The following is a 17,434-nucleotide window of genomic DNA, read 5'->3' on the forward strand; positions in this document are numbered from 1 at the left end:
CCCTGCGCACCAACTGCGGTGTGAGGACGGGTCTCACTTCGCGTGAGACCCGTCCTCACATACGTCCATCATCTCGCGAATCGCACGGGCGATAGCCTACGAGAAGATCACACCAACCTCAGTGTACTCGCCCGGCATTCCTCGAAGTTCAATTATTTCTACCTTCGTGAACCCGTGCTTCGCAGACATGTGACCCGTGAACGTTCCCCGAAGTGCGGCTTCCTCAAGTGATGCGTATTCGCCACTTCGCACGGCCTTGTTGAAGTCGTTCAGGTTGTCGCTGAGATCTCCACCGTTCTGCCAGTACGCCTTTACTCCCTTGACCTTGTCGCCGAAGTGCGCAATGGCGGAGTTGAACATCTCGCCGCCACTCCGCGTACCAGGACCTTTCTTGACGGCCATGGAGACGAGGCCGGCGTCGTTGATGCCTGCAACCATTCCAAATCCGCTTGGCGCCACCTCAACGTAGTCCGGGCATTTGGCGCTGCTGGTCGCGCTGATCCGCTTCGCACTGCCGTCGGCCGGCAGCGCGCGCGACTTGGACGGTGCCAGAGCCGTCAGACAGGTTGCCCTCAGCCGCAGGAACTGCGTCTTGCTGATGCCGGCGATGACCTCTTCGGACAGACCGAGGGTACGCAGGGCCTTGTAGGCGTCGGCGAAGCCGATGCCTGTCTTCGCGGCGGCGTCCACTGCCCTGACGGCGTCGGCGATGGGCCTGAGGATCTTGCCTGCGAACAGGCTCGCGACATCCACGGCTGCCCAGCCGCATCCGCCCCAGCTTCCGTTTTCACCGCCGGGGGTGAGCTTTTGGGCGCACTTGATCCAGCTGCCGAAGAGGATGTCGATCGGGTCGATGCCCTGCTGGTACTCGGCGATCGTGATGGTGTGCGTGACCTCTTGGGACAGTTCCTTGGTCGTGTGCTGACCCAGGTACACGGTCGCGCTGGCGGGGCAGGTGTACTTCGACGGATTCAGATCCTGCGCGCTGCACATGTACAGGTCGACAATCGCCCTGTACCGGATCTTTGCGGTGATCGTGCAGTCGCCCCGGTAGAAGAGCTTGTCGATCCAGCCGTCGCAGCCCGCCGTCTTCTTTACGGTCTCGGGATCGCCGACCTCCTCGATGTGGTCGATGACATAGAACATGTTGCCGATGGAGCCACCGGCCTCGTCGACGACGGTTCCGGCGTCGATCTGCTTCGCGTTCGCGGCCTTCTCGGCCCTGTCGGCCGCTTCCTGGGCTTCCTTGGCGTACCTCTCGGCGTCCTTGGCGGCCTGTTCGGCTTCGGTGGCGGCGGCGTCGGCGCGGTCGGCGGCTGCGCGGGCGTCCTTGGCGGCCTGCTCGGCCGCGGCTGCGGCTTGGCGGGCGGCCTGGGCGTCGAGCGCGGCCTGGTCGGCGGAGTTGCGGGCCTGCTTGGCGTAGCCCTCGGCGCGTCCGGCCGCCTGGTCGGCGGCTGCGGCGTCCTCGGTTGCCTGGCGGTCGTACTCGATGGTGCGGGCCAGTGATGCCGATGCTGCCGACGCTGCCTTGGCGGCATCGGCCGCGTAGCCCAGGGCCTCCTTGGAGTACGTGCGGGCGTTGGCGGCGTGGCCGGCGGCGTTGGCCGCGTACTGGTACGCGATCTTCGCGTCACCCGTCGCCTGGTCGGCGAGGTTCTTGGCCGCGGCGGCCTCCGCCTGGGCGTTCTTGGCGTGGGCGTCGGCGACGGCCTTCTGCTGGTCGGCGATCGACTTCGACGCCTGCCCGGTCAGCACGACCAGGCCGGCGGCCGAGTCGGTGGTGACGTACGGGGAGCCGAGCTGGATCGCGTCGTTGGCCGGCTTGGCGACCTGGGCGGCGGCGTTGCCCGCGTCGACCGCGGCCTGCGCGGTGACATGGGCGAAGCCGGCGGCCTTCGCCGAAGCGGCCAGGGCCTTGGCTGCCTCCTTGCTCGCTGCATCAGCTTCGGACTTGGCGGTCTTGGCCAGCTTCTCCGCCTCGTTCGCCAGCTCGACGGCCGTCTTGGCCTCGGCGAAGGCGTGCTCGGACGCCTTGATGGCGTCGGCCACGGCGCTGGTCGCGGTCTTGACGGCGGCGTCGGCCCTCAGCTTGGCGGCCTGGGCGGCGTCCGCGTTGGAGCGCGCCCGCTTGGCTGCTGCCTCGGCGCGGGTGGCCGCGGCGTCCGCCTCGGCCGCCGCCTGCGATGCCGCGTCCGCCGCGGCACGGGCCCTACCCGCAGCCGCCTCGGCATCATCCGCATGCTTGTCTGCTTCCTTGGCAGCGGCGCGCGCAGCGTCTGCCGCGTCGCCCGCCTCCAGGGAGTCGGCGTAGGCGCCCTTCGCGTCGGCCTTGGCTCGGGCGACGTCGGCCTTCTGCTCGGCGTCCCAGGCGTCGTCCCGTTTGGCCTTGGCGTTGTCGCGGGCGTTGACCGCGTCGTTCTTCCGAGCGACTGCGGTCGCCTCAGCCGCTTCCGCCTTGCCCTTGGCGTCCTGGGCGTTCGCCGCCTCGGCCTGCGCGGTCTTCTTGTGCTGGTTGGCTTCGGCCTGCTTGGCCGCGGCGGTCTCCTTCTCCGCCTTGGCCGTCTTCTCCTCGGCCTCGGCCGCCAGCCGCTTGGCGTGCGCGTCAGCGGCAGCCGCCTTCGCGTCCGCCTCCGCCTTCAGCGCGACGGCGAGCTTGGCCTCCGCCGTCTCCTTGTCCTTCTTCGCGTTGTCCCGGTGCAGCTTGGCCGCGTCCGCCGCCGCCTTCGCCTGCAACTCGGCGATGTGCGCGGCCTCCTTGCGGAACTCCGCGTTGACCTGCGCCGCCTGCGCCAGCGCCCGCTGCGCGATGGTGTCACTGTCCCCCGCCGAGGCACGGGTAGCCGCCTCGGCGGTTTCAGCGGCCTTCACCATCGCCGTCAGGGCCGCCACAGCACCCTTGGTGACCTGCGCCTTCTGCTGACCCACCAGCAGACCACGACCACGCGGCGCACCGGCCGCGTCCGCGATCCCGTACGCCGCCTGCTCAGCGGCATCGGACGTGGCGGCCGACTTCTTGGCGTTCTCCAGCTGCGTCTTCAGCGCGGCCAGCTGCTTCTTCGCCGCGGCCTGGGTGTCGGTGACACCCTTCTTCGCCTTGTCGAACTGCGCCTTGTCCGGGTACGACAGGCTGTCCGTGCCCTTGTGACCGGTCGGCTTGATCAGGAACTTCTGCGCACTGGCGTCCTTGCAGTCCCACAGCCGCGCGTCCGTGCTCTTGGTGAACGCGCTCAGGTCCAGGCACTTGCCCGTGGACACGCTCTTCAGCGGCGACGTGGCTCGGACGTCGCCCTTCCACGACTGCCCGGGAGTGCTGTAGCAGTCCGTGATCTGGATCTTCGTGCCGTTCGCGGACTTGTTGCCGGCCACGTCCAGGCACTTGAACGAGCCGACGTTGCGGATGTGGAGATCGTCCTCGCCGCCTTCGAGCGTCCACAGCTGCGCCGCGCCGTTGTTGCAGGTGTAGATCTGGACAGGCGTGCCGTTGGTCTTGCCACCGCCCTGGACGTCCAGGCAGTTGCCCTTCGCGCCCGGCACCTCGATGGTCACATGGCTGTCGCCGATCCAGCCCAGCCCGCCCGCGGACCAGTAGTCCTGCCAGCGCGCCAGGCGGTCGGCCACCCACGAGTGACCCAGCAGGTCACCCAGCGCCTTCGCACCGGTGGCGAGGGACGTGGTCGCGCTCTTGTTCGCGGCCAGGATCTGGTTGCGCTGGGTCGCCTGGGAGGCGACCTCCTGCTGCCACTCCTGCGCGGCCGTGGGGGTGATGTCGCCCCGGACCTTGTTCGGGTCGATCGGATCACGCCACGCACACGACGCGAACCGGGTCTTCAGGTCCTCCACCGCGATGCGGTGCTCCGCCGTACCCGGCTGAGGCGCCGTACGGGGGAAGCCGCCGGAGGCGAGAAAGAGGCGGGCGTTGTCCGCGCCCATGGGCTCCAGGGACCAGTCGGACAGGTGCTCGTACGCGCCGTGTTCGGCGCGCTGACGCTCCCACTCGGGCAGCTGCGGATCGGGGTCCTTGCCGTACAGCGGTGCGCCGACGTCCTTGACGGCCTTGGCCGTCGCCGCGTCCGCCTTGGGGGTGGGGTCCTCGTAGAAGTCGCTGTCGTTCTTCCAGAACCGGTCGGCGACCCACTTGGTCAGACCGGTCTGACTGTAGAAGTCCTCCTTGCCGTCGGTCGTACCCGGTGGCCAGTGGAAGCCGGTCTCACTGAAGCCACCGGGAGTCTCAAGACCGTCGAGCGGTTTCTTCCAGGTGTCCCGCACAGCATTGAGGGCGTCCAGCTCCTTGGACGCCGCGTCCCGGTCCTTCTTGTACGCCTGGGCGAGCGGGGTGTCCTGCCAGTGCTGCCGGTTGGCCAGCTCGTGCAGCTTGTCCTGCGGCTGGTTGAGGCCGTCCTGTGCGGTGGTGGCCATGGACGGCCCGCCCAGGCGCAGCACATCGGCCATCAGGCACTGGTCCTGCCGCAACTGCTCGGCAGCGGTGTCCGTGTACCAGTCGTAGTCGTCCCCCACCGGGGCCATGCGCTGTCCGGCGAACTGGTCGAGTGCGCCGGGCTGCACAGCCAGGCCACCGAGGACGGCCAGGGCGGCGACGGATGTGATGGCGGTGGTGAGAGCGGTGGATGATCGTGATCTGGGGTTGAACAACCCCGGTCTGAATCGCAAAAGGGCATCCTTCACAGCGAACGTGGGCAGGTGGAGGTGGCCGCCAGAAGAGAGCGGTGGCGCAAAGCGCGGGTCAGCCAGCCGTCCTGGCGCGAGGACAGGGCCGGCAGGCAGCAGCGACCACTGCGGCGTTCACCGTGAGCCGGTACAGCGGCATGGCGATGCATCCCTCCCCCGTGGCGGCACCGTCCCCCCGGCCGCCGAATAGCGTGCGCGTGTCACGACAGGATGGTCAAGATCCCTCCCGTGCGCGCGGCGCTCACCTTAGCCCCAGGCCAACAGGGCGCGGCAAGGTCCGACCTCGCTGTCCTGGTCGTGCCGGGGATGTGGTTGCGCCGGTTCTCGTGGCCCAGCACGTGTAAAGCCCAAGCTCATAACAGCAGTTACCTGTGTGAAGCCTGTGAAGAACAGGTGCAGGAGGGGTTGGTTTTGTGTCATAAATTGGCTGGATGCCGCGCATGCGTCGGCCATCACTCATTGCGCAAGTGAGCCGGTCTCACCCGGAGATCGGCTCGCCGGGCGTTGCGCCGCCGCTCAACAGGCCGGTGTCCTTGAGGAAGTGCGCGAACTCCTCCAGGAGGCGGTGTGACGCCGCGCGCATCGCGGCACGGGTCATGCCTGCGACGTGGGGGGTGACAGGGTGCAGTGGGGGTTCTCCGCGAGCGCCGAGGAGAAGCCGGGCCCTTCCGCCTCGAAGACCTCCAGCGCTGCCCACCAGGGGCCGGAGGCCGGGTCCCGCAGGGCATGGTCGAGGGCTTCCTCGCGGACCACGCTGGCCCGGGCGGTGTTGATGAGGACCGAGTGAGGCCGCATCAGCCGCAGCTCCTCGGCACCGATCGGGCCGTCGGTCTGCGCGGTGGCCGGGACGTGGACCGACACCACGTCGCGCCCGGTCAGCAGCTCGGCAAGGGAGTCCGCGCGGCGACCGGGCCACCCGGCCGCCCGCTCCGGGGTGAAGCGCGGCAATCCGAAGACCCGCACCTCGGCGCCGAACGCGCCTACCGGTTCGGCCACTTGCCGGGCGATGGCGCCGGAGCCGGCCAGACCCACCCGTGCGTCCGCGAGGCTGCTCGCGGGCAGGTCGTCGACCGCCGCGCCCCACATGCATTCGCGCAGGGCGTTGGTCCGCCGCGAAACCCCGCGCAACGCGTCGAGCATGAGCGTCAGGGTCAGCTCGGCCACCGCGGGCGCGTTGCTCCGGGTGTGGTCCGGATCGCGACTCCCAGGCGCCGCGCCGCCGCGTGGCCGAAGGTGTCCGATCCGGCAGCGGCCCGCCCGACCAGTGCCAGGAGCCGCCGTAGAGCGTCCCGCGTCGCCCGCTCCAGCACCACCCGGGTGAGCGGAATCCCGGCCCGGCACTTCAGGACGTGGTAGCCACGCCCCTCGTCCTCCAGACGCAGGGGCAGTCCTGATCGGCTGTCATCCGTACAACCTTTGGGGCGGACGGGAGTCCAACCACCATGCGGAAACGTGCTTTTGTCTGCCTCGGCATCCTCCTGGCCGTCACTACCGCATGCTCGGGTAGCAGCACCGCTGACAAGCCGAAGCAACGCCCGGCTGCCGTCTCCTCCGCCTCCGCCTCCGACTTCAACGGCGACGGCTACAGCGATCTGGTCGTCACCGACTCCGGTGCCACCGTCCAGGGCGTCCACGACGCCGGAGAGGTGGTCGTGGTCCACGGCTCCGCGAAGGGCCCAGACACCGCCCGCCGCAAGGTCATCGTCCAGAACGACCTGGGGCTGGGCAAGGCCGGGCCGGGCGGCAACTTCGGCGCCCACTCGCTCGGCGCGGACCTCGACAGCGACGGCTACGCGGACCTTGTCGCGACAGCGGGCAGGAAGACCCTCTTCGTCGTCTGGGGCGGCAAGCGCGGCCTGTCTGCGTCCGGCGCCGCCCGGCTGACCGGCATGTCACCCGTGGCCGGTGACTTCAACGGCGACGGTTACACCGATCTCGTCTCCACGGACACCGATACGGACGTCGGCACCCTGTCCCTCGGCCCCTTCACCCGCGCGGGCGAGCCGGAGCACACCGTCCGGCTCGACCTCGCCCCGGAGGGTGAGCCCTTCACGTCCGGGGACGACATCGCCACACCCTCCGCCGCCGGGGACGTCACCGGCGACGGCCGTGACGACCTCGTCGTCACCTGGTCGATCTACGGCGACGGGGACTACACCTCCCGCGCCACCGTCCTGTACCGGGGTGCCGCCGACGGCCGGCTCACCAAGGGTCCGCGCGTGAAAAACGCTCAGGGCAAGGACCTCTACGGCCAGGCGCCCGTCACCGCCGACATCGACAAGGACGGCTACGCGGACATCGTCATGGGCCTTGCCTGCGAGACACGAGGCGATCCGATGCCCCCGGAGGGCGGCAGCCGGGTCGAGGTCTCGTACGGCGGCCCCGAGGGGCAGAGCACCAGGCTCAAGCCGGTCCGTATCACCGAGCAGGCCGCACTGCCGGGCTCGCCGAAATTCGCCCATTGCGGCTTCGGCCACGCCGTGTCCGCCGGCGACACCAACGGCGACGGTTACGCCGACCTCGCTTTCGGAGGCCAGGTAGGAACGGACGCAGTGGGCCGCCCCACCGTCATCCTGCTGCTGGGCAGTGCGGAGGGCCTGACCACGCGAGGCGCCCGGCTCTTCAGCCAGCTCACCCCCGGCATCCCCGGATCCGACGCCATCGAGGTCGGCTTCGGTCAGGAGACCGCCCTGCTGGACACCGACCGGGACCACTCGGCGGAACTGGCGATCGGCAGCTCGTCGTCACCGGGCGGCACCGACCCGATCGTCTGGGTGCTGCCCGGCTCCGCCCGCGGCATCTCGGCCTCGCGTACCGTCACCTTCGACCAGGGCGCCCTCGGCATCGCACACACCGCGGGCCGGGGCTCCTACGGCTTCGGCCGGTGAGGCGGCTCACCGGCCGTCAGGCGACTCCGCAGCTCAGCGGGCCCCGTCGCCATCACCTCCGACCCAAGGTCGGGCAAGAAGACAGGGCGACGACCGTCCGGCGAGGCGTACAACCCTGGACGAACCTCGGATGTCTTCCAGGTAACTGCGATACGGGCATTGCCCTCACCGCACTACCCAACGGGGGAGGCCGCACATGGCTCCACGCCGAACTGAGGCGGGCGCGGCGGCGTTGCCCGGCCCTCCCGGGCACCTGCACCGGTCTGTGCTTCGGCGTCCCGCCGGGGAACTGACCGCGCATCTCTCTTCCTCCACGCACCATCCACCGCGGCTGAGCAGGACGCCGTCGGCAACCTAGGAGACCAAGGAGGTTCTCCTGTGCGTCACATCAGAAACGCGGCCCTCACGGCCGCGGCACTCCTCACCCTCGGTGGCGGCGCCGTGTTCGCGGCCCCCGCCGCACAGGCCGCCGTGCCCTTTCCGTCCATCGGCTGGCAGCAGCGCAACTGCGACTACGACGGCAACGGTTTCGACGACGTGCTGACCGGCGTCCCGGGCGCCACGGTGAGCGGCGCCACGGGCGCCGGCTACGTCACCGTGCAGTACAGCTCGTCAAGCGGTCTCAGCACCACGAAGAAGAGCGTCCTCAACCAGAACACCTCGGGCGTCCCGGGCGGTGCCGAGGCCGGCGACGGCTTCGGGCGGGCCGTGGCCTCCGGAGACCTGGACAACGACGGCTACGACGACGCGATCGTCGGCATTCCCGGCGAGGACCTGGCAGGGCTGTCCGACGCCGGTGGCGCCATCGTCTTCTGGGGCTCGCCGACCGGGCTGCATGGGACCGACAGCACCTGGCTGGAGAACCCCGACCAGCCGCGGGCCGGCGGGAACTTCGGGCGGGCGATCGAAGCGGCCCGGTACTTCGCCCCGGACCCGGCGGACCCGGACGCCAACCCCCGCGACAGCATTGCCGTCCTGGAGAACGACACGCTGCTGTTCTTCACCGCCCCGCCGGGGGCCGCGCAGCAGCTGAAGCGGGCGGACAAAGGAGTCCGGGCTGTGGACATGACCCCGGTGGAGACCGGCTTCGCCCCCCGGAGCCTCAGCCACGGCAACTACAACGAGGACGCCTGGGCAGACCTGGCGATCTCCGGGGTGGCCACCGGCGACCAGCCGGGCATGGGCGCCACCCAGGTGCTGCACGGCGCACCCAGCGTCGAGGCGCTGGGGGACGGCGGCGCGTTCGAGGGCGGTCCCGCGGTCGTCTCCAGCGACTTCAACCAGGACGGCCAGGACGACCTGGCCATCGGCGACACGGGCTTCGGCTCGCCCATCGGCGGATCCGTCTCCGTTTATCTGGGCAGGGGCGACCTCTCCGGCCTCGACCCGACCCCGGCGCAGACGTGGACGCAGGACTCCCCGGGCGTCCCCGGCCGAGCCGAGGCCGGCGACCGGTGGGGCGCCGAAATGTCCTCCGGCGACACCAACGGCGACGGCTTTCCCGACCTCGCCATCGGCGCGCCCGGAGAGGACATCGGCTCCGTCTCCGACGCGGGTGCGGTCTGGGCACTGCGCGGCGCACCGGGCGGGCTGACGGGGACCGGGGCACGCAGCTTCGACCAGAACCACCCCGACATCCCCGGCGGGGCGGAGGCCTCCGACCGCTGGGGCGGCCAGGTGCGGCTGATCGACGCCAACAAGGACGGCCTCTTCGGCCTGCTTGCGGCGGCACCGGGCGAGAACACCAACGATGGCTTCGTATGGGTCGTCCCCGCGTCGTCGTCGGGGCTGGTCGCCAAGGGCACGTGGACCTACGACGGGGCACGCCTCGGGGCGCCGGTGGCCAATGCGCAGTTTGGGGCGGCGATCGACGAGTAGGGGATGCGTACGCCGGCTACGGCCGCGGTGTGCCCGCTCAGGAGGCGGGCGGTGTCCAGGCCGCTTCGGCTGCGTGTGCGGTGGGGTGGGTGGGGAAGACCTGGTCCAGTCCGGTGATGCCGATGATCCGATTGACGCGGTCGGGTACTGCGGCCAGGGCGATGTCTGCCTGGGCTTCCAGGGCGTGGTTGCGGGCGGCGATCAGGACGGTGATGCCGCTCGAGTCGCAGAAGGTGAGCCGGCCGAGGTCGATGATGAGCTGCTGGCCCGGCCGGAGAGCGAGGCCGGGCAGCAGCGCCCGTACCTTCGGTGCGCTGTGATGGTCCAGCTCCCCGGCCAGTTCGATCACGGCTCCGGTTGGGGTGGTGCGGGTGTGGGTGGTCAGTTCGTGGGTCACGTCTGCTCTTCACCGGTGGATCGGGGCACGTTGAGGGCCAGGACGGCGGTGTCGTCGTCCACGCCGGCTCCGAAGGTGTCGAGCAGGTCCCGGACCGCGGCCACGGCGTCGCGGGCGGTGGTGGGAGCCAGCGCCTGGGCGAACTCCAGCAGAGCTTCGTCCCCGTAGCGGCCGCCGGCACTGGCCGAGTGGGCCTCGGTGAGGCCATCGGTGTACAGGAGCAGCGTGTCGCCGGGGTCGAGATGGACGGTGGTGGTGGCGATGTGGGCGTCGGGCAGGACGCCGATGAGCTGGCCTCCGGGGGTGGGCAGGTAGTCGGCATTGCCGTCGGCACCCATGAACAGGGCTGGGGGGTGGCCGCCGCTGGCCAGGGTGACGCGGAAGCCGCCCTCTTCGCCGTCAGGGGTGAGCAGGCCGAAGATGACGGTGCAAAAGCGGGGCTCATGGCCGTTGTACTCGTGGCTCAGGATGGTGTTGAGGTTGGCGAGCACCGAAGCCGGGTCGGGGTTGTAGACGGCGGCGGCGCGCAGTGTGTAGCGGGCCAGGGAGGTGACGGCTGCGGCGGCCGCGCCTTTGCCGCAGACGTCGCCCAGGAAGAATCCCCAGGTGCCGGAAGCGAGGGGGAACAGATCGTAGAAGTCGCCGCCGACTTCGTCGGTGGAGGCGATGTGGTAGTACGCGCCGACGTCCAGACCGGGCACGTTCATCAGGGCGGGCGGCAGCAGTGTCTTCTGCAGTGTGGTGTTCAGGGCTTTCAGACGCTCGCGTTCACGATCGGATTCCTGACGGGCGCGCAGCAGCTCGGTTTCGTAGGCGCGGCGGTCACGGGCGTCGAAGACGGTGGTGCGGATCAGCAGCGGCTGCCCGTCGCTGCCGGTCTTGACGGCGGAGGTCACCAGCACCGGAAGACGGCTGCCGTCGGCGGCCTTGAGTTCCAGGGCGATGCCGCTGATCTCGCCCTGCATGCTCAGCAGCGGCGCGAAGTGGGTCTCGTGGTAGAGCCGGCCTCCGACGGTGAGCAGGTCGGAGAAGGTCTTGCGGCCCACCAGGTCGTCGCGTTGGTAGCCGAGCCAGTCCAGCAGGGTCGCGTTGATCTTTGCGATTTTGCCGTCCAGCTGCGTGGAAAGGTAGCCGCACGGCGCGTGCTCGTACAGGTCTTCCGCGCTGTCCTCGAGCAGGGCCGAGAAAGCCGCTTGGTCGTCACTGGACCGATGGTCGAAGGCCGGCTCCTCGCCGCTCTCGTCGCCGCTGGTCTGGCACATCATGTGCCTCCTCCGGCGAAGGCGGCAATCGCGGCCGCGGTCTCCTCGGGAGCGGCCAGCTGGGGACAGTGCCCGGTCGCGTTCAGCGTGACCAGTCGGCTGCCGGGAATCTCTGCCTGCACGAAGGCGCCGACTTCCGGTGGTGCAATCGCGTCGCTGGAACACTGCGCGACCAGGGTGGGGACCGTCACCTGCGCGAGGTCCTTGCGGTTGTCGGAGAGGAACGTCACGCGGGCAAAGACCCGGGCGATGTCCGGATCGGTGCGGCAGAAGCTGTTGGTCAGCTCCTCGCCCAGTTCCGGACGGTCCGAATTGCCCATGATCACCGGGGCCATGGCGCCGGACCAGCCCAGATAGTTCGCATCCAGCGACTCCAGGAGCTCATCGATGTCCTCGGCGCTGAACCCGCCCCGGTATCCGGCGTCCGGGTCGTCGATGAAACACGGTGACGGGGCGAGCAAAACCAGACCGGAGAAACGCTCGGGCTCTCGCGCCGCAGCCAGAACACCCATCATCGCGCTGACCGAGTGCCCCACAAACGTCACGGGACCAAGGGCCAGCGCGCGGCAGATCTCCAGCACGTCCTCGGCGTAGCCCTCCAGGGTGGTGTAACGCTCCTTGCTCCACGCCGAAAGATCGGAGCGTCCTGCCCCCACGTGGTCGAAGAGCACCACGGTGAAGTCACGCTCCAGAATGGGCACCACCAGCCGCCACATGTTCTGGTCGCACCCGAACCCGTGCGCCAGCATCACCACTGGGCCACCGGACCGGCCGGACACCGTCAAGTGATTCCTGCTCCGCACATCCATGCGGCACATCCTCGCAGAGGGATCCCAGACGCAGACCCCTTGCCCAGCTGCCAGGCAGCATCACTTTGCACCGAGCAACGGGAGCACCGGATCACCGGCACTGCGGCGTAGCTGCCACTCATGCTTCCGTCCACGTGCGCAGGAGGGCTTCACGTTGGCGCGGCTTCGGCGTGCCGTGGCTGCTGTTCTCCTGGCCCCAGGACGTGAGGGTCCGCGGGTCGGCCGTGCCTGCCACGAAACGGGCGAGCAGGGCCTGGGAAAGGGCGAGCTCCTCGGGGCCGTACCCACCGGCCGTCGCCGCGTACACCGGCACCTTCTCTGTGCCGTCTGCCGTCTCCAGGCGCAGAATCATTTCCGGCGGCTCGCTGCCGAGACCGGACACGGACGTGAGCAGCGCTTCCAGGGTCATCTCCAGTCGGTGGCCCAGCGAGCGCACGGGAGCATCCTCGACGGCCGCGGAACGCAGGCCTGCCCACGTCCACGTCCGGGAGCCGTCCGGGCCCGCTGCCTCCAGCCCCTTGGCGGTCAGCCGGACACAGCGGCCGTCAGCGGCCGGCGGGGAGCCCAGGTACACCGGCTCCTCGGTGATCCAGAACAATCCGACCATCGCCACAGTCGACTCCTACCAGGTGTTTCGGGCCCGAGGTGTGTATCGCTGTGTCAGGGGTGCGGGCGATGAACTCCAGTAACCAGGAACATCCCCGCGGGTGCGGGGCCGACGGCGCCCACCCTCGATCACCTCGACCACCTCGGAACATTCCCGCGGGTGCGGGGCCGACCCCCTTCTGCGCCAGGCCCTGTCCGGCTCATAATTTCGGATCCGCCGGTCAGGGGGCGGAGGCGGGTGCGGCGGAACGCCGACAGCGGTCCGGGAGTGGTGGCGCGTCCAGCGGATGACCTCCTCAGCGGGTGAAGTACAGGCCATTGGCAGGCCGGCCGTGTCCAGCCCGAACCCCGTTTTCAGGGGCAAGTAGCTAGGCCGCGGTTTCTGTGACGAGGACGGCGGCGGTGACCGGGCCCGGAGTGTCACTTGTGGCTGCGTCGGCTACCGCTGCCCGGACGGCGCGGGCGACTTCCAGAGGATGGTGTCCGGGGGCGACCGCGAGCTGGACCTCGATGTGCCGGCCGGGTGGATCGTCATGTTGATCCACCTTGACCGGGCGGCTTCCCAGCACGGCGGTGAGGCGGGCGACGCCGGGAACGGCCGCCGCGACGTCGGCCAGCTCCGCGATGGGCCCACGCATGGGTCCTGTTCCGGTCACCGGGGGCGAGCTTCGCGCGGCTGCAGCTTCCGGCGGGGGCCTCATGGCCCTCTCCTCGGTCCGCGACCTGACAGCTTCCTCCGGGCTGTCGAGGAGATCCGTGACGCGCAGATCAACCGCCACGGCGGCCAGGCCGAGCCGTTCACCGGCCGTGTTGAGCAGTGCGCTCCTCAACTGTTCGGCTGTCCGAGGCAGCGGCTGCCCCATGGATGCGGAGAAGGCGGCCTCGATCGTGAGCGGGCCAGGCGGTAGCGCGCTGGCCGGCGGACGGACGGCTGGCTCGGACACGGGCTCGAGCGGTGCCGGCCCGATGCGCAGGGTCTCCAGCCCCACGCCGGGAATCTCAGCGGCAGTGCGCCTGAGAGCCCGGACGGCCGCTTGCTCGGTGATCCACGTCCCGTCGTCGGGCCCGCCGAGCGGGAGCAGCCGGCCCAGGTCGAGCTGGCGCCGTACTGCCTGCATCCACGCCTCAGTTTTCACCGGCTCTCACCCTTCCCTTGCCGCGATTCTCTTCCAGCCCCGCTGAGCCCGGAGTGTCCGCAAGGGCTCCCGACAGGGGCGCTCGTGCCACGCGGTTGACCACCACGCCTCATGATCCACATATCGGGCAAAAGCTACTAAACAGAATATAATCTGATTAAAGACTGTCAGGTGAGCTCGTTCAGGGAGGAATGACCCGATGACTGAGAACACCGGCGTAAAGCACGGCGGCCCGCCCGGTTCTCGCGGCCGGACGACCATCGCCGATGTGGTGGTGGAGAAGATCGCCGGAATGGCGGCAGGGGCCACGCTCGGCGTCCATGCCATGGGCAGTGGATTCGCGCGCTCGATGGGATCCGTGCGGGAGCGGATGCCCGGCGCCGGCAGCGGCAAATCCGTCACGCGTGGGGTGAGCGTCGAGGTCGGAGAGGTGCAGGCGGCCATCGATCTGGAGATCGTCGTCGACTACGGCGTCTCGATCACCGACGTGGCCAGTGACGTGCGCGAGAACGTGATTTCCGCTGTGGAGCGGATGGCGGGCCTGGAAGTGGTGGAAGTCAACATCACGGTCAGTGATGTGAAGCTGCCCGACGAGGAGGACGAAGAGGAAGAGCGGCAGCGGGTCCAGTAGCCGGGGCGGAACAGCCTGCTTGAGTGAAGGAGCGCGTGATGAGCAAGGCCGTGGTCGGCTTGATTGCCGGAATGGCACTGGGTTTCGCCGGGTATTTCGGTGGCTTCGGGGCATTCCTGGTGGTGTTGGCGTTGGGTGTTGTCGGACTTGTGGCCGGGCGGTTGATGGAGGGTGACCTGGAACTGGGCGACTTCTTCCGGCCCCGTGACGACCGGGGCCGCGACGACCGGCGACGGGCTCGAGGAGACTGGCGGCAGTGACCAGTGACGCCGATCGCCTTCCGGACAGTCCCCGCGAAGAGCGGGGTGCGATCACAGTCGCCGACCGGGTCGTTGCGAAGATCGCTTCCCAGGTGGCCCGCGAGGCGCTGAGCCGCTTCACCGAGTCGGACGGCCGCGTACCGCGCGGCCGCCCGGCACCGCACGTGACGGTTTCCGTGCGGCGGGCACCCGAGCGGAATGCCACAGAACGCCGTGAGGGCGAGGCCGCCCCCGGGCGTCCAGTCGTGGTCGGCGAAGCAAGGGTACGCATCGCTGTGGAGCTGGGCTATCCGTCCGACATCGGGGGGCAGTGCGCTGCGGTGCGCCGAGAGGTCACCGAACGGCTCAGGACATGGGCCGGCATGGACGTCTCCGACCTCTCTGTGTCGGTCGAGAAGCTGCACTCGGTGCACACGCGGCGCACAGGTCAGGAGAGGGTGAGATGAGCGCAGGCGAGCCCGATCAGAACACCCGGCGGCTGCCGACCGGCGAAGTGGATCTTCCCTCTGATCCCGGACAGGCAGCTTCGGCCGCCGATGATCCCCCGGGCGCGGGCGCGACGGCAGCTGACGACGACTCCGGCCGGTCGGAGCCCCGTTTCTGGTCCGCGCGGCGGATCCCCGCGGCCGTTGTGGCTCTGCTGTCCGCCGTGGGCATTGGACTGCTCCTGTACGACGTGGTCTCGGTGCGGGCAGGCGGGCCTGCAATGCGCTGGCGACGGCGACTCGCCGAGGAGCTGGCGACACGACCGCTGGATGACATCTGGATGATCGTCGGGGCCGCAGTGGCCATGGCCCTCGGCCTGTGGCTTTTCCTGCTGGCGGTGACGCCGGGACTGCGCAGGCTGCTACCCATGCGGCAGCCCACCGGTACCCCCGGAGCAGATGAGGTCCGCGCCGGGCTCGACCGCCGCGCAGCCGCCATGCTTCTGCGGGACCGGGCCATGCGGGTGTCCGGTGTCCAATCGGCACGGGTCGATGTCGGCCGCCGGAAGGTCAAAGCCCGGGCACAGGTCCATTTCCGCGATCTCGACGAGGTCCGCGCGGACCTGGGCACTGCGCTGGGCGAAGCCGTGAGGACCTTGGGGCTCGCACGGCCACCCACGCTGGCCGTGCGCGTCCGGCGCCCGAAGAAAGGCTGAGGTGATTCCCGATGCTCAAGACAGTGAACCGGGTGCTGCTGGGGCTGCTCGGCCTTGGACTGTTCGCCCTGGGTGGCGGCGTGCTGCTGGGCGGGCTGGATCTTCAGCGCCGCTGGGGTTTCGACGTGCCGGGCTGGTGGCCCTTCCGGGGGCCGGACGATGTGGTGCTGGGCACTGTGGGACGCACCCGGTGGCGGGAAGAGGGCTGGTGGTGGCCGGCCGTCATCGCGGTGCTCGCCGTGTTGCTGGCGTTGCTGCTGTGGTGGCTCATTGCGCAACTCCGAGGCCGGCTGGGCCAGGTCCTCGTCGACAGCGAAGACGGCGCGGCGGCCCAACTCAACGGCCGCGCGCTGGAGGACGTGATCGAAGCAGAATCGCAAGCCCTGGACGGGGTCTCGCGGGCTCATGTCCGGCTGACGGGTCGGCGTACTGCTCCGGTCGCACGAGTGCGGCTGTGGCTGGAGCCTCCCGCGGAACCAGCGCAGGTCCTGATGCAACTCAACCGGGAAACGCTCGCACACGCACGGGACTCGGCAGGCCTGGACCGCCTCCCGTCGAAGGTGCGACTCCGGGAGGTCCGCCACCGCGCCCACCGCGTCACCTGAGGAACCTTCGCCGCATACCGGGCCAGAACCTCCCAGAACTCGAAGGGAAGCAGGGCCGTCTCCCGCCCTGGTGCCGCCTCGTAGTCCAGTCCTTCCTTCCGCCACGACCCCAGGAGGCGTAGCGCCATGGTCCTCTTCCTGGTTCTGCTCTGCAGCGCCATCCCGCTGGTCATCATCGGCGCTGTCGTGGACGGCATGCTGTACCTGCTCTCCATCGGGGTGCTGCTGCTCGTCGTCGCCGTGCTGTACCTGCTCGTGCGCTCGATGGCGCGCTCGCACCGACGCCCGGCCCACTGACCCCTGGTGCTGGATGTCGGACCGTCAATCCACCTGCAACCTGCGACCGGTGGGCGAGGCGGTTCGCGCCGAAATTGCTCTCACAACTGTTCACACCGCCGCCTCCGAAGCTGACCGCGCCCTTGCCGTCGACGCCGCCGCTCCGGCATCCGGTCCGGTACGACGTCCGGGCGTGACGAGCGACTCACGCTCGCCTGACATGTCCATCCACTCGCCGAGCACGCGGCGAGGTCCGCGAACTCCGCACCGGTCTCCTGACCTGCAGCTAACAGGTGGCGCGGCGTCGCCCTCGTGCTGCGGCAGGAGAAGAATACTAGGCTGTTATAGACCTATTTACGATGGCGTGAGGGGTTTCCCTTGGCAATCCGACACCAAGTCATCGAGCAGCCTCCCGAAGCGGTGTGGGCTGTCCTGGAGGATCCCGAGCTCTACGGCGAGTGGGTCGTGGGTACCTTGGCTTCATGGCCGCTCGACAACCAGTGGCCGCAGGTCGATGCGTCGCTGGGGTACTCGGTGAGTCTGGGACCTTGGTCGTACGAAGGACGCACGGTGGTGCGGCGTTTCGAACCGCGCCGATGGCTGGAGCTCGAGGTACACAGCGGCCGCCTGGGCACAGCTCGTATCGCTATTGAGGTGCGGTCCTGGGGCGGACATACCTTGGTCATCGTGGATGAGCATCCGCTGCGAGGGCTGGGAGGCGCTCTACATGCAGCGCCCCTCGACCTTCTGATCCAGCTGCGGCACCGCAGCATGCTGCCTCGCCTTGCACGGCTCGTGGAGCGCATGTCCCCGGCGGCAGCCTCTGTCGACCGCATCGTGTGAAAGACGCTTGCTCGTG

Annotated in this window: 16 protein-coding genes; 9 read left to right on the forward strand and 7 right to left on the reverse strand. The window is 69.5% G+C overall.

What is annotated here, in order from left to right:
• Nucleotides 1-96 precede the first annotated feature (96 nt).
• Nucleotides 97-4,668, reverse strand: a complete 4,572-nt coding sequence (locus tag ACFYWI_RS15295; RefSeq protein ID WP_389231163.1) for a ricin-type beta-trefoil lectin domain protein — start codon at nucleotides 4,666-4,668, stop codon at nucleotides 97-99.
• A gap of 612 nt (nucleotides 4,669-5,280) precedes the next feature.
• Nucleotides 5,281-5,850, reverse strand: coding sequence for an NAD(P)-dependent oxidoreductase (locus tag ACFYWI_RS15300; protein WP_389231166.1), 570 nt, complete (start codon nucleotides 5,848-5,850; stop codon nucleotides 5,281-5,283).
• A 278-nt stretch (nucleotides 5,851-6,128) separates the two neighbouring features.
• Between ACFYWI_RS15300 and ACFYWI_RS15305 the strand changes: the two genes are divergently transcribed.
• Together ACFYWI_RS15305 and ACFYWI_RS15310 are read left to right on the forward strand one after the other, a co-directional pair.
• Nucleotides 6,129-7,574, forward strand: coding sequence for an FG-GAP repeat domain-containing protein (locus ACFYWI_RS15305; RefSeq protein WP_389231169.1), 1,446 nt, complete (start codon nucleotides 6,129-6,131; stop codon nucleotides 7,572-7,574).
• Between the two features lie 378 nt (nucleotides 7,575-7,952).
• On the forward strand, nucleotides 7,953-9,452 hold the full coding sequence (locus ACFYWI_RS15310; RefSeq protein ID WP_389231172.1) for an FG-GAP repeat protein: 1,500 nt from the start codon (nucleotides 7,953-7,955) through the stop codon (nucleotides 9,450-9,452).
• Nucleotides 9,453-9,489: 37 nt separating this feature from the next.
• Here the strand turns inward: ACFYWI_RS15310 and ACFYWI_RS15315 are convergent, their stop codons facing one another.
• The 5 genes from ACFYWI_RS15315 to ACFYWI_RS15335 all read right to left on the reverse strand — a co-directional run bounded on the left by ACFYWI_RS15315 (nucleotide 9,490) and on the right by ACFYWI_RS15335 (nucleotide 13,644).
• Nucleotides 9,490-9,849, reverse strand: coding sequence for an STAS domain-containing protein (locus ACFYWI_RS15315; protein WP_389231175.1), 360 nt, complete (start codon nucleotides 9,847-9,849; stop codon nucleotides 9,490-9,492).
• Nucleotides 9,846-11,111, reverse strand: coding sequence for a PP2C family protein-serine/threonine phosphatase (locus ACFYWI_RS15320; RefSeq protein WP_389231772.1), 1,266 nt, complete (start codon nucleotides 11,109-11,111; stop codon nucleotides 9,846-9,848). Before ACFYWI_RS15320 ends, ACFYWI_RS15315 begins: the two co-directional genes overlap by 4 nt.
• The gene (locus ACFYWI_RS15325; RefSeq protein WP_389231178.1) at nucleotides 11,111-11,920 is read right to left on the reverse strand and encodes an alpha/beta fold hydrolase; all 810 of its coding nucleotides are present in this window, start codon (nucleotides 11,918-11,920) and stop codon (nucleotides 11,111-11,113) included. The genes ACFYWI_RS15320 and ACFYWI_RS15325 overlap by 1 nt, the downstream gene beginning before the upstream one ends.
• A gap of 118 nt (nucleotides 11,921-12,038) precedes the next feature.
• Nucleotides 12,039-12,533 carry a hypothetical protein gene (locus ACFYWI_RS15330; protein ID WP_389231181.1) on the reverse strand — a complete coding sequence of 165 codons (495 nt, stop codon included), beginning with the start codon at nucleotides 12,531-12,533 and terminating at the stop codon, nucleotides 12,039-12,041.
• A 361-nt stretch (nucleotides 12,534-12,894) separates the two neighbouring features.
• Nucleotides 12,895-13,644 (reverse strand): hypothetical protein, encoded by a 750-nt coding sequence (locus ACFYWI_RS15335; protein WP_389231775.1) that lies wholly within the window; start codon nucleotides 13,642-13,644, stop codon nucleotides 12,895-12,897.
• 217 nt (nucleotides 13,645-13,861) lie between these two features.
• Here ACFYWI_RS15335 and ACFYWI_RS15340 point away from each other — a divergent pair, with 217 nt between their 5' ends.
• The 7 genes from ACFYWI_RS15340 to ACFYWI_RS15370 all read left to right on the forward strand — a co-directional run bounded on the left by ACFYWI_RS15340 (nucleotide 13,862) and on the right by ACFYWI_RS15370 (nucleotide 17,418).
• Nucleotides 13,862-14,293, forward strand: coding sequence for an Asp23/Gls24 family envelope stress response protein (locus ACFYWI_RS15340; RefSeq protein WP_389231184.1), 432 nt, complete (start codon nucleotides 13,862-13,864; stop codon nucleotides 14,291-14,293).
• A 38-nt stretch (nucleotides 14,294-14,331) separates the two neighbouring features.
• Entirely contained in the window at nucleotides 14,332-14,553 is a 222-nt protein-coding gene (locus ACFYWI_RS15345) for a hypothetical protein (protein WP_389231187.1), read from the forward strand.
• Nucleotides 14,550-14,999 carry an Asp23/Gls24 family envelope stress response protein gene (locus ACFYWI_RS15350; RefSeq protein WP_389231190.1) on the forward strand — a complete coding sequence of 150 codons (450 nt, stop codon included), beginning with the start codon at nucleotides 14,550-14,552 and terminating at the stop codon, nucleotides 14,997-14,999. The genes ACFYWI_RS15345 and ACFYWI_RS15350 overlap by 4 nt, the downstream gene beginning before the upstream one ends.
• Nucleotides 14,996-15,694, forward strand: a complete 699-nt coding sequence (locus ACFYWI_RS15355) for a DUF6286 domain-containing protein (RefSeq protein WP_389231192.1) — start codon at nucleotides 14,996-14,998, stop codon at nucleotides 15,692-15,694. The genes ACFYWI_RS15350 and ACFYWI_RS15355 overlap by 4 nt, the downstream gene beginning before the upstream one ends.
• 11 nt (nucleotides 15,695-15,705) lie before the next feature.
• Nucleotides 15,706-16,299 carry an alkaline shock response membrane anchor protein AmaP gene (gene amaP, locus ACFYWI_RS15360; RefSeq protein WP_389231195.1) on the forward strand — a complete coding sequence of 198 codons (594 nt, stop codon included), beginning with the start codon at nucleotides 15,706-15,708 and terminating at the stop codon, nucleotides 16,297-16,299.
• Between the two features lie 126 nt (nucleotides 16,300-16,425).
• Nucleotides 16,426-16,596, forward strand: coding sequence for a hypothetical protein (locus tag ACFYWI_RS15365; protein ID WP_389231198.1), 171 nt, complete (start codon nucleotides 16,426-16,428; stop codon nucleotides 16,594-16,596).
• A gap of 357 nt (nucleotides 16,597-16,953) precedes the next feature.
• On the forward strand, nucleotides 16,954-17,418 hold the full coding sequence (locus ACFYWI_RS15370) for an SRPBCC family protein (protein WP_389231201.1): 465 nt from the start codon (nucleotides 16,954-16,956) through the stop codon (nucleotides 17,416-17,418).
• Nucleotides 17,419-17,434 lie beyond the last annotated feature (16 nt).

The organism is Streptomyces sp. NPDC002889, assembly GCF_042888425.1.
GTDB lineage: Bacteria > Actinomycetota > Actinomycetes > Streptomycetales > Streptomycetaceae > Streptomyces.

Coding starts and splice junctions, on each gene's coding strand:
- ACFYWI_RS15305 (WP_389231169.1), top strand. CDS start 6,129: ATGCGGAAACGTGCTTTTGTCTGCCTCGGCATCCTCCTGGCCGTCACT.
- ACFYWI_RS15320 (WP_389231772.1), bottom strand. CDS start 11,111: ATGTGCCAGACCAGCGGCGACGAGAGCGGCGAGGAGCCGGCCTTCGAC.
- ACFYWI_RS15325 (WP_389231178.1), bottom strand. CDS start 11,920: ATGGATGTGCGGAGCAGGAATCACTTGACGGTGTCCGGCCGGTCCGGT.
- ACFYWI_RS15335 (WP_389231775.1), bottom strand. CDS start 13,644: ATGCAGGCAGTACGGCGCCAGCTCGACCTGGGCCGGCTGCTCCCGCTC.
- ACFYWI_RS15340 (WP_389231184.1), top strand. CDS start 13,862: ATGACTGAGAACACCGGCGTAAAGCACGGCGGCCCGCCCGGTTCTCGC.
- ACFYWI_RS15345 (WP_389231187.1), top strand. CDS start 14,332: ATGAGCAAGGCCGTGGTCGGCTTGATTGCCGGAATGGCACTGGGTTTC.
- ACFYWI_RS15355 (WP_389231192.1), top strand. CDS start 14,996: ATGAGCGCAGGCGAGCCCGATCAGAACACCCGGCGGCTGCCGACCGGC.
- amaP (WP_389231195.1), top strand. CDS start 15,706: ATGCTCAAGACAGTGAACCGGGTGCTGCTGGGGCTGCTCGGCCTTGGA.
- ACFYWI_RS15365 (WP_389231198.1), top strand. CDS start 16,426: ATGGTCCTCTTCCTGGTTCTGCTCTGCAGCGCCATCCCGCTGGTCATC.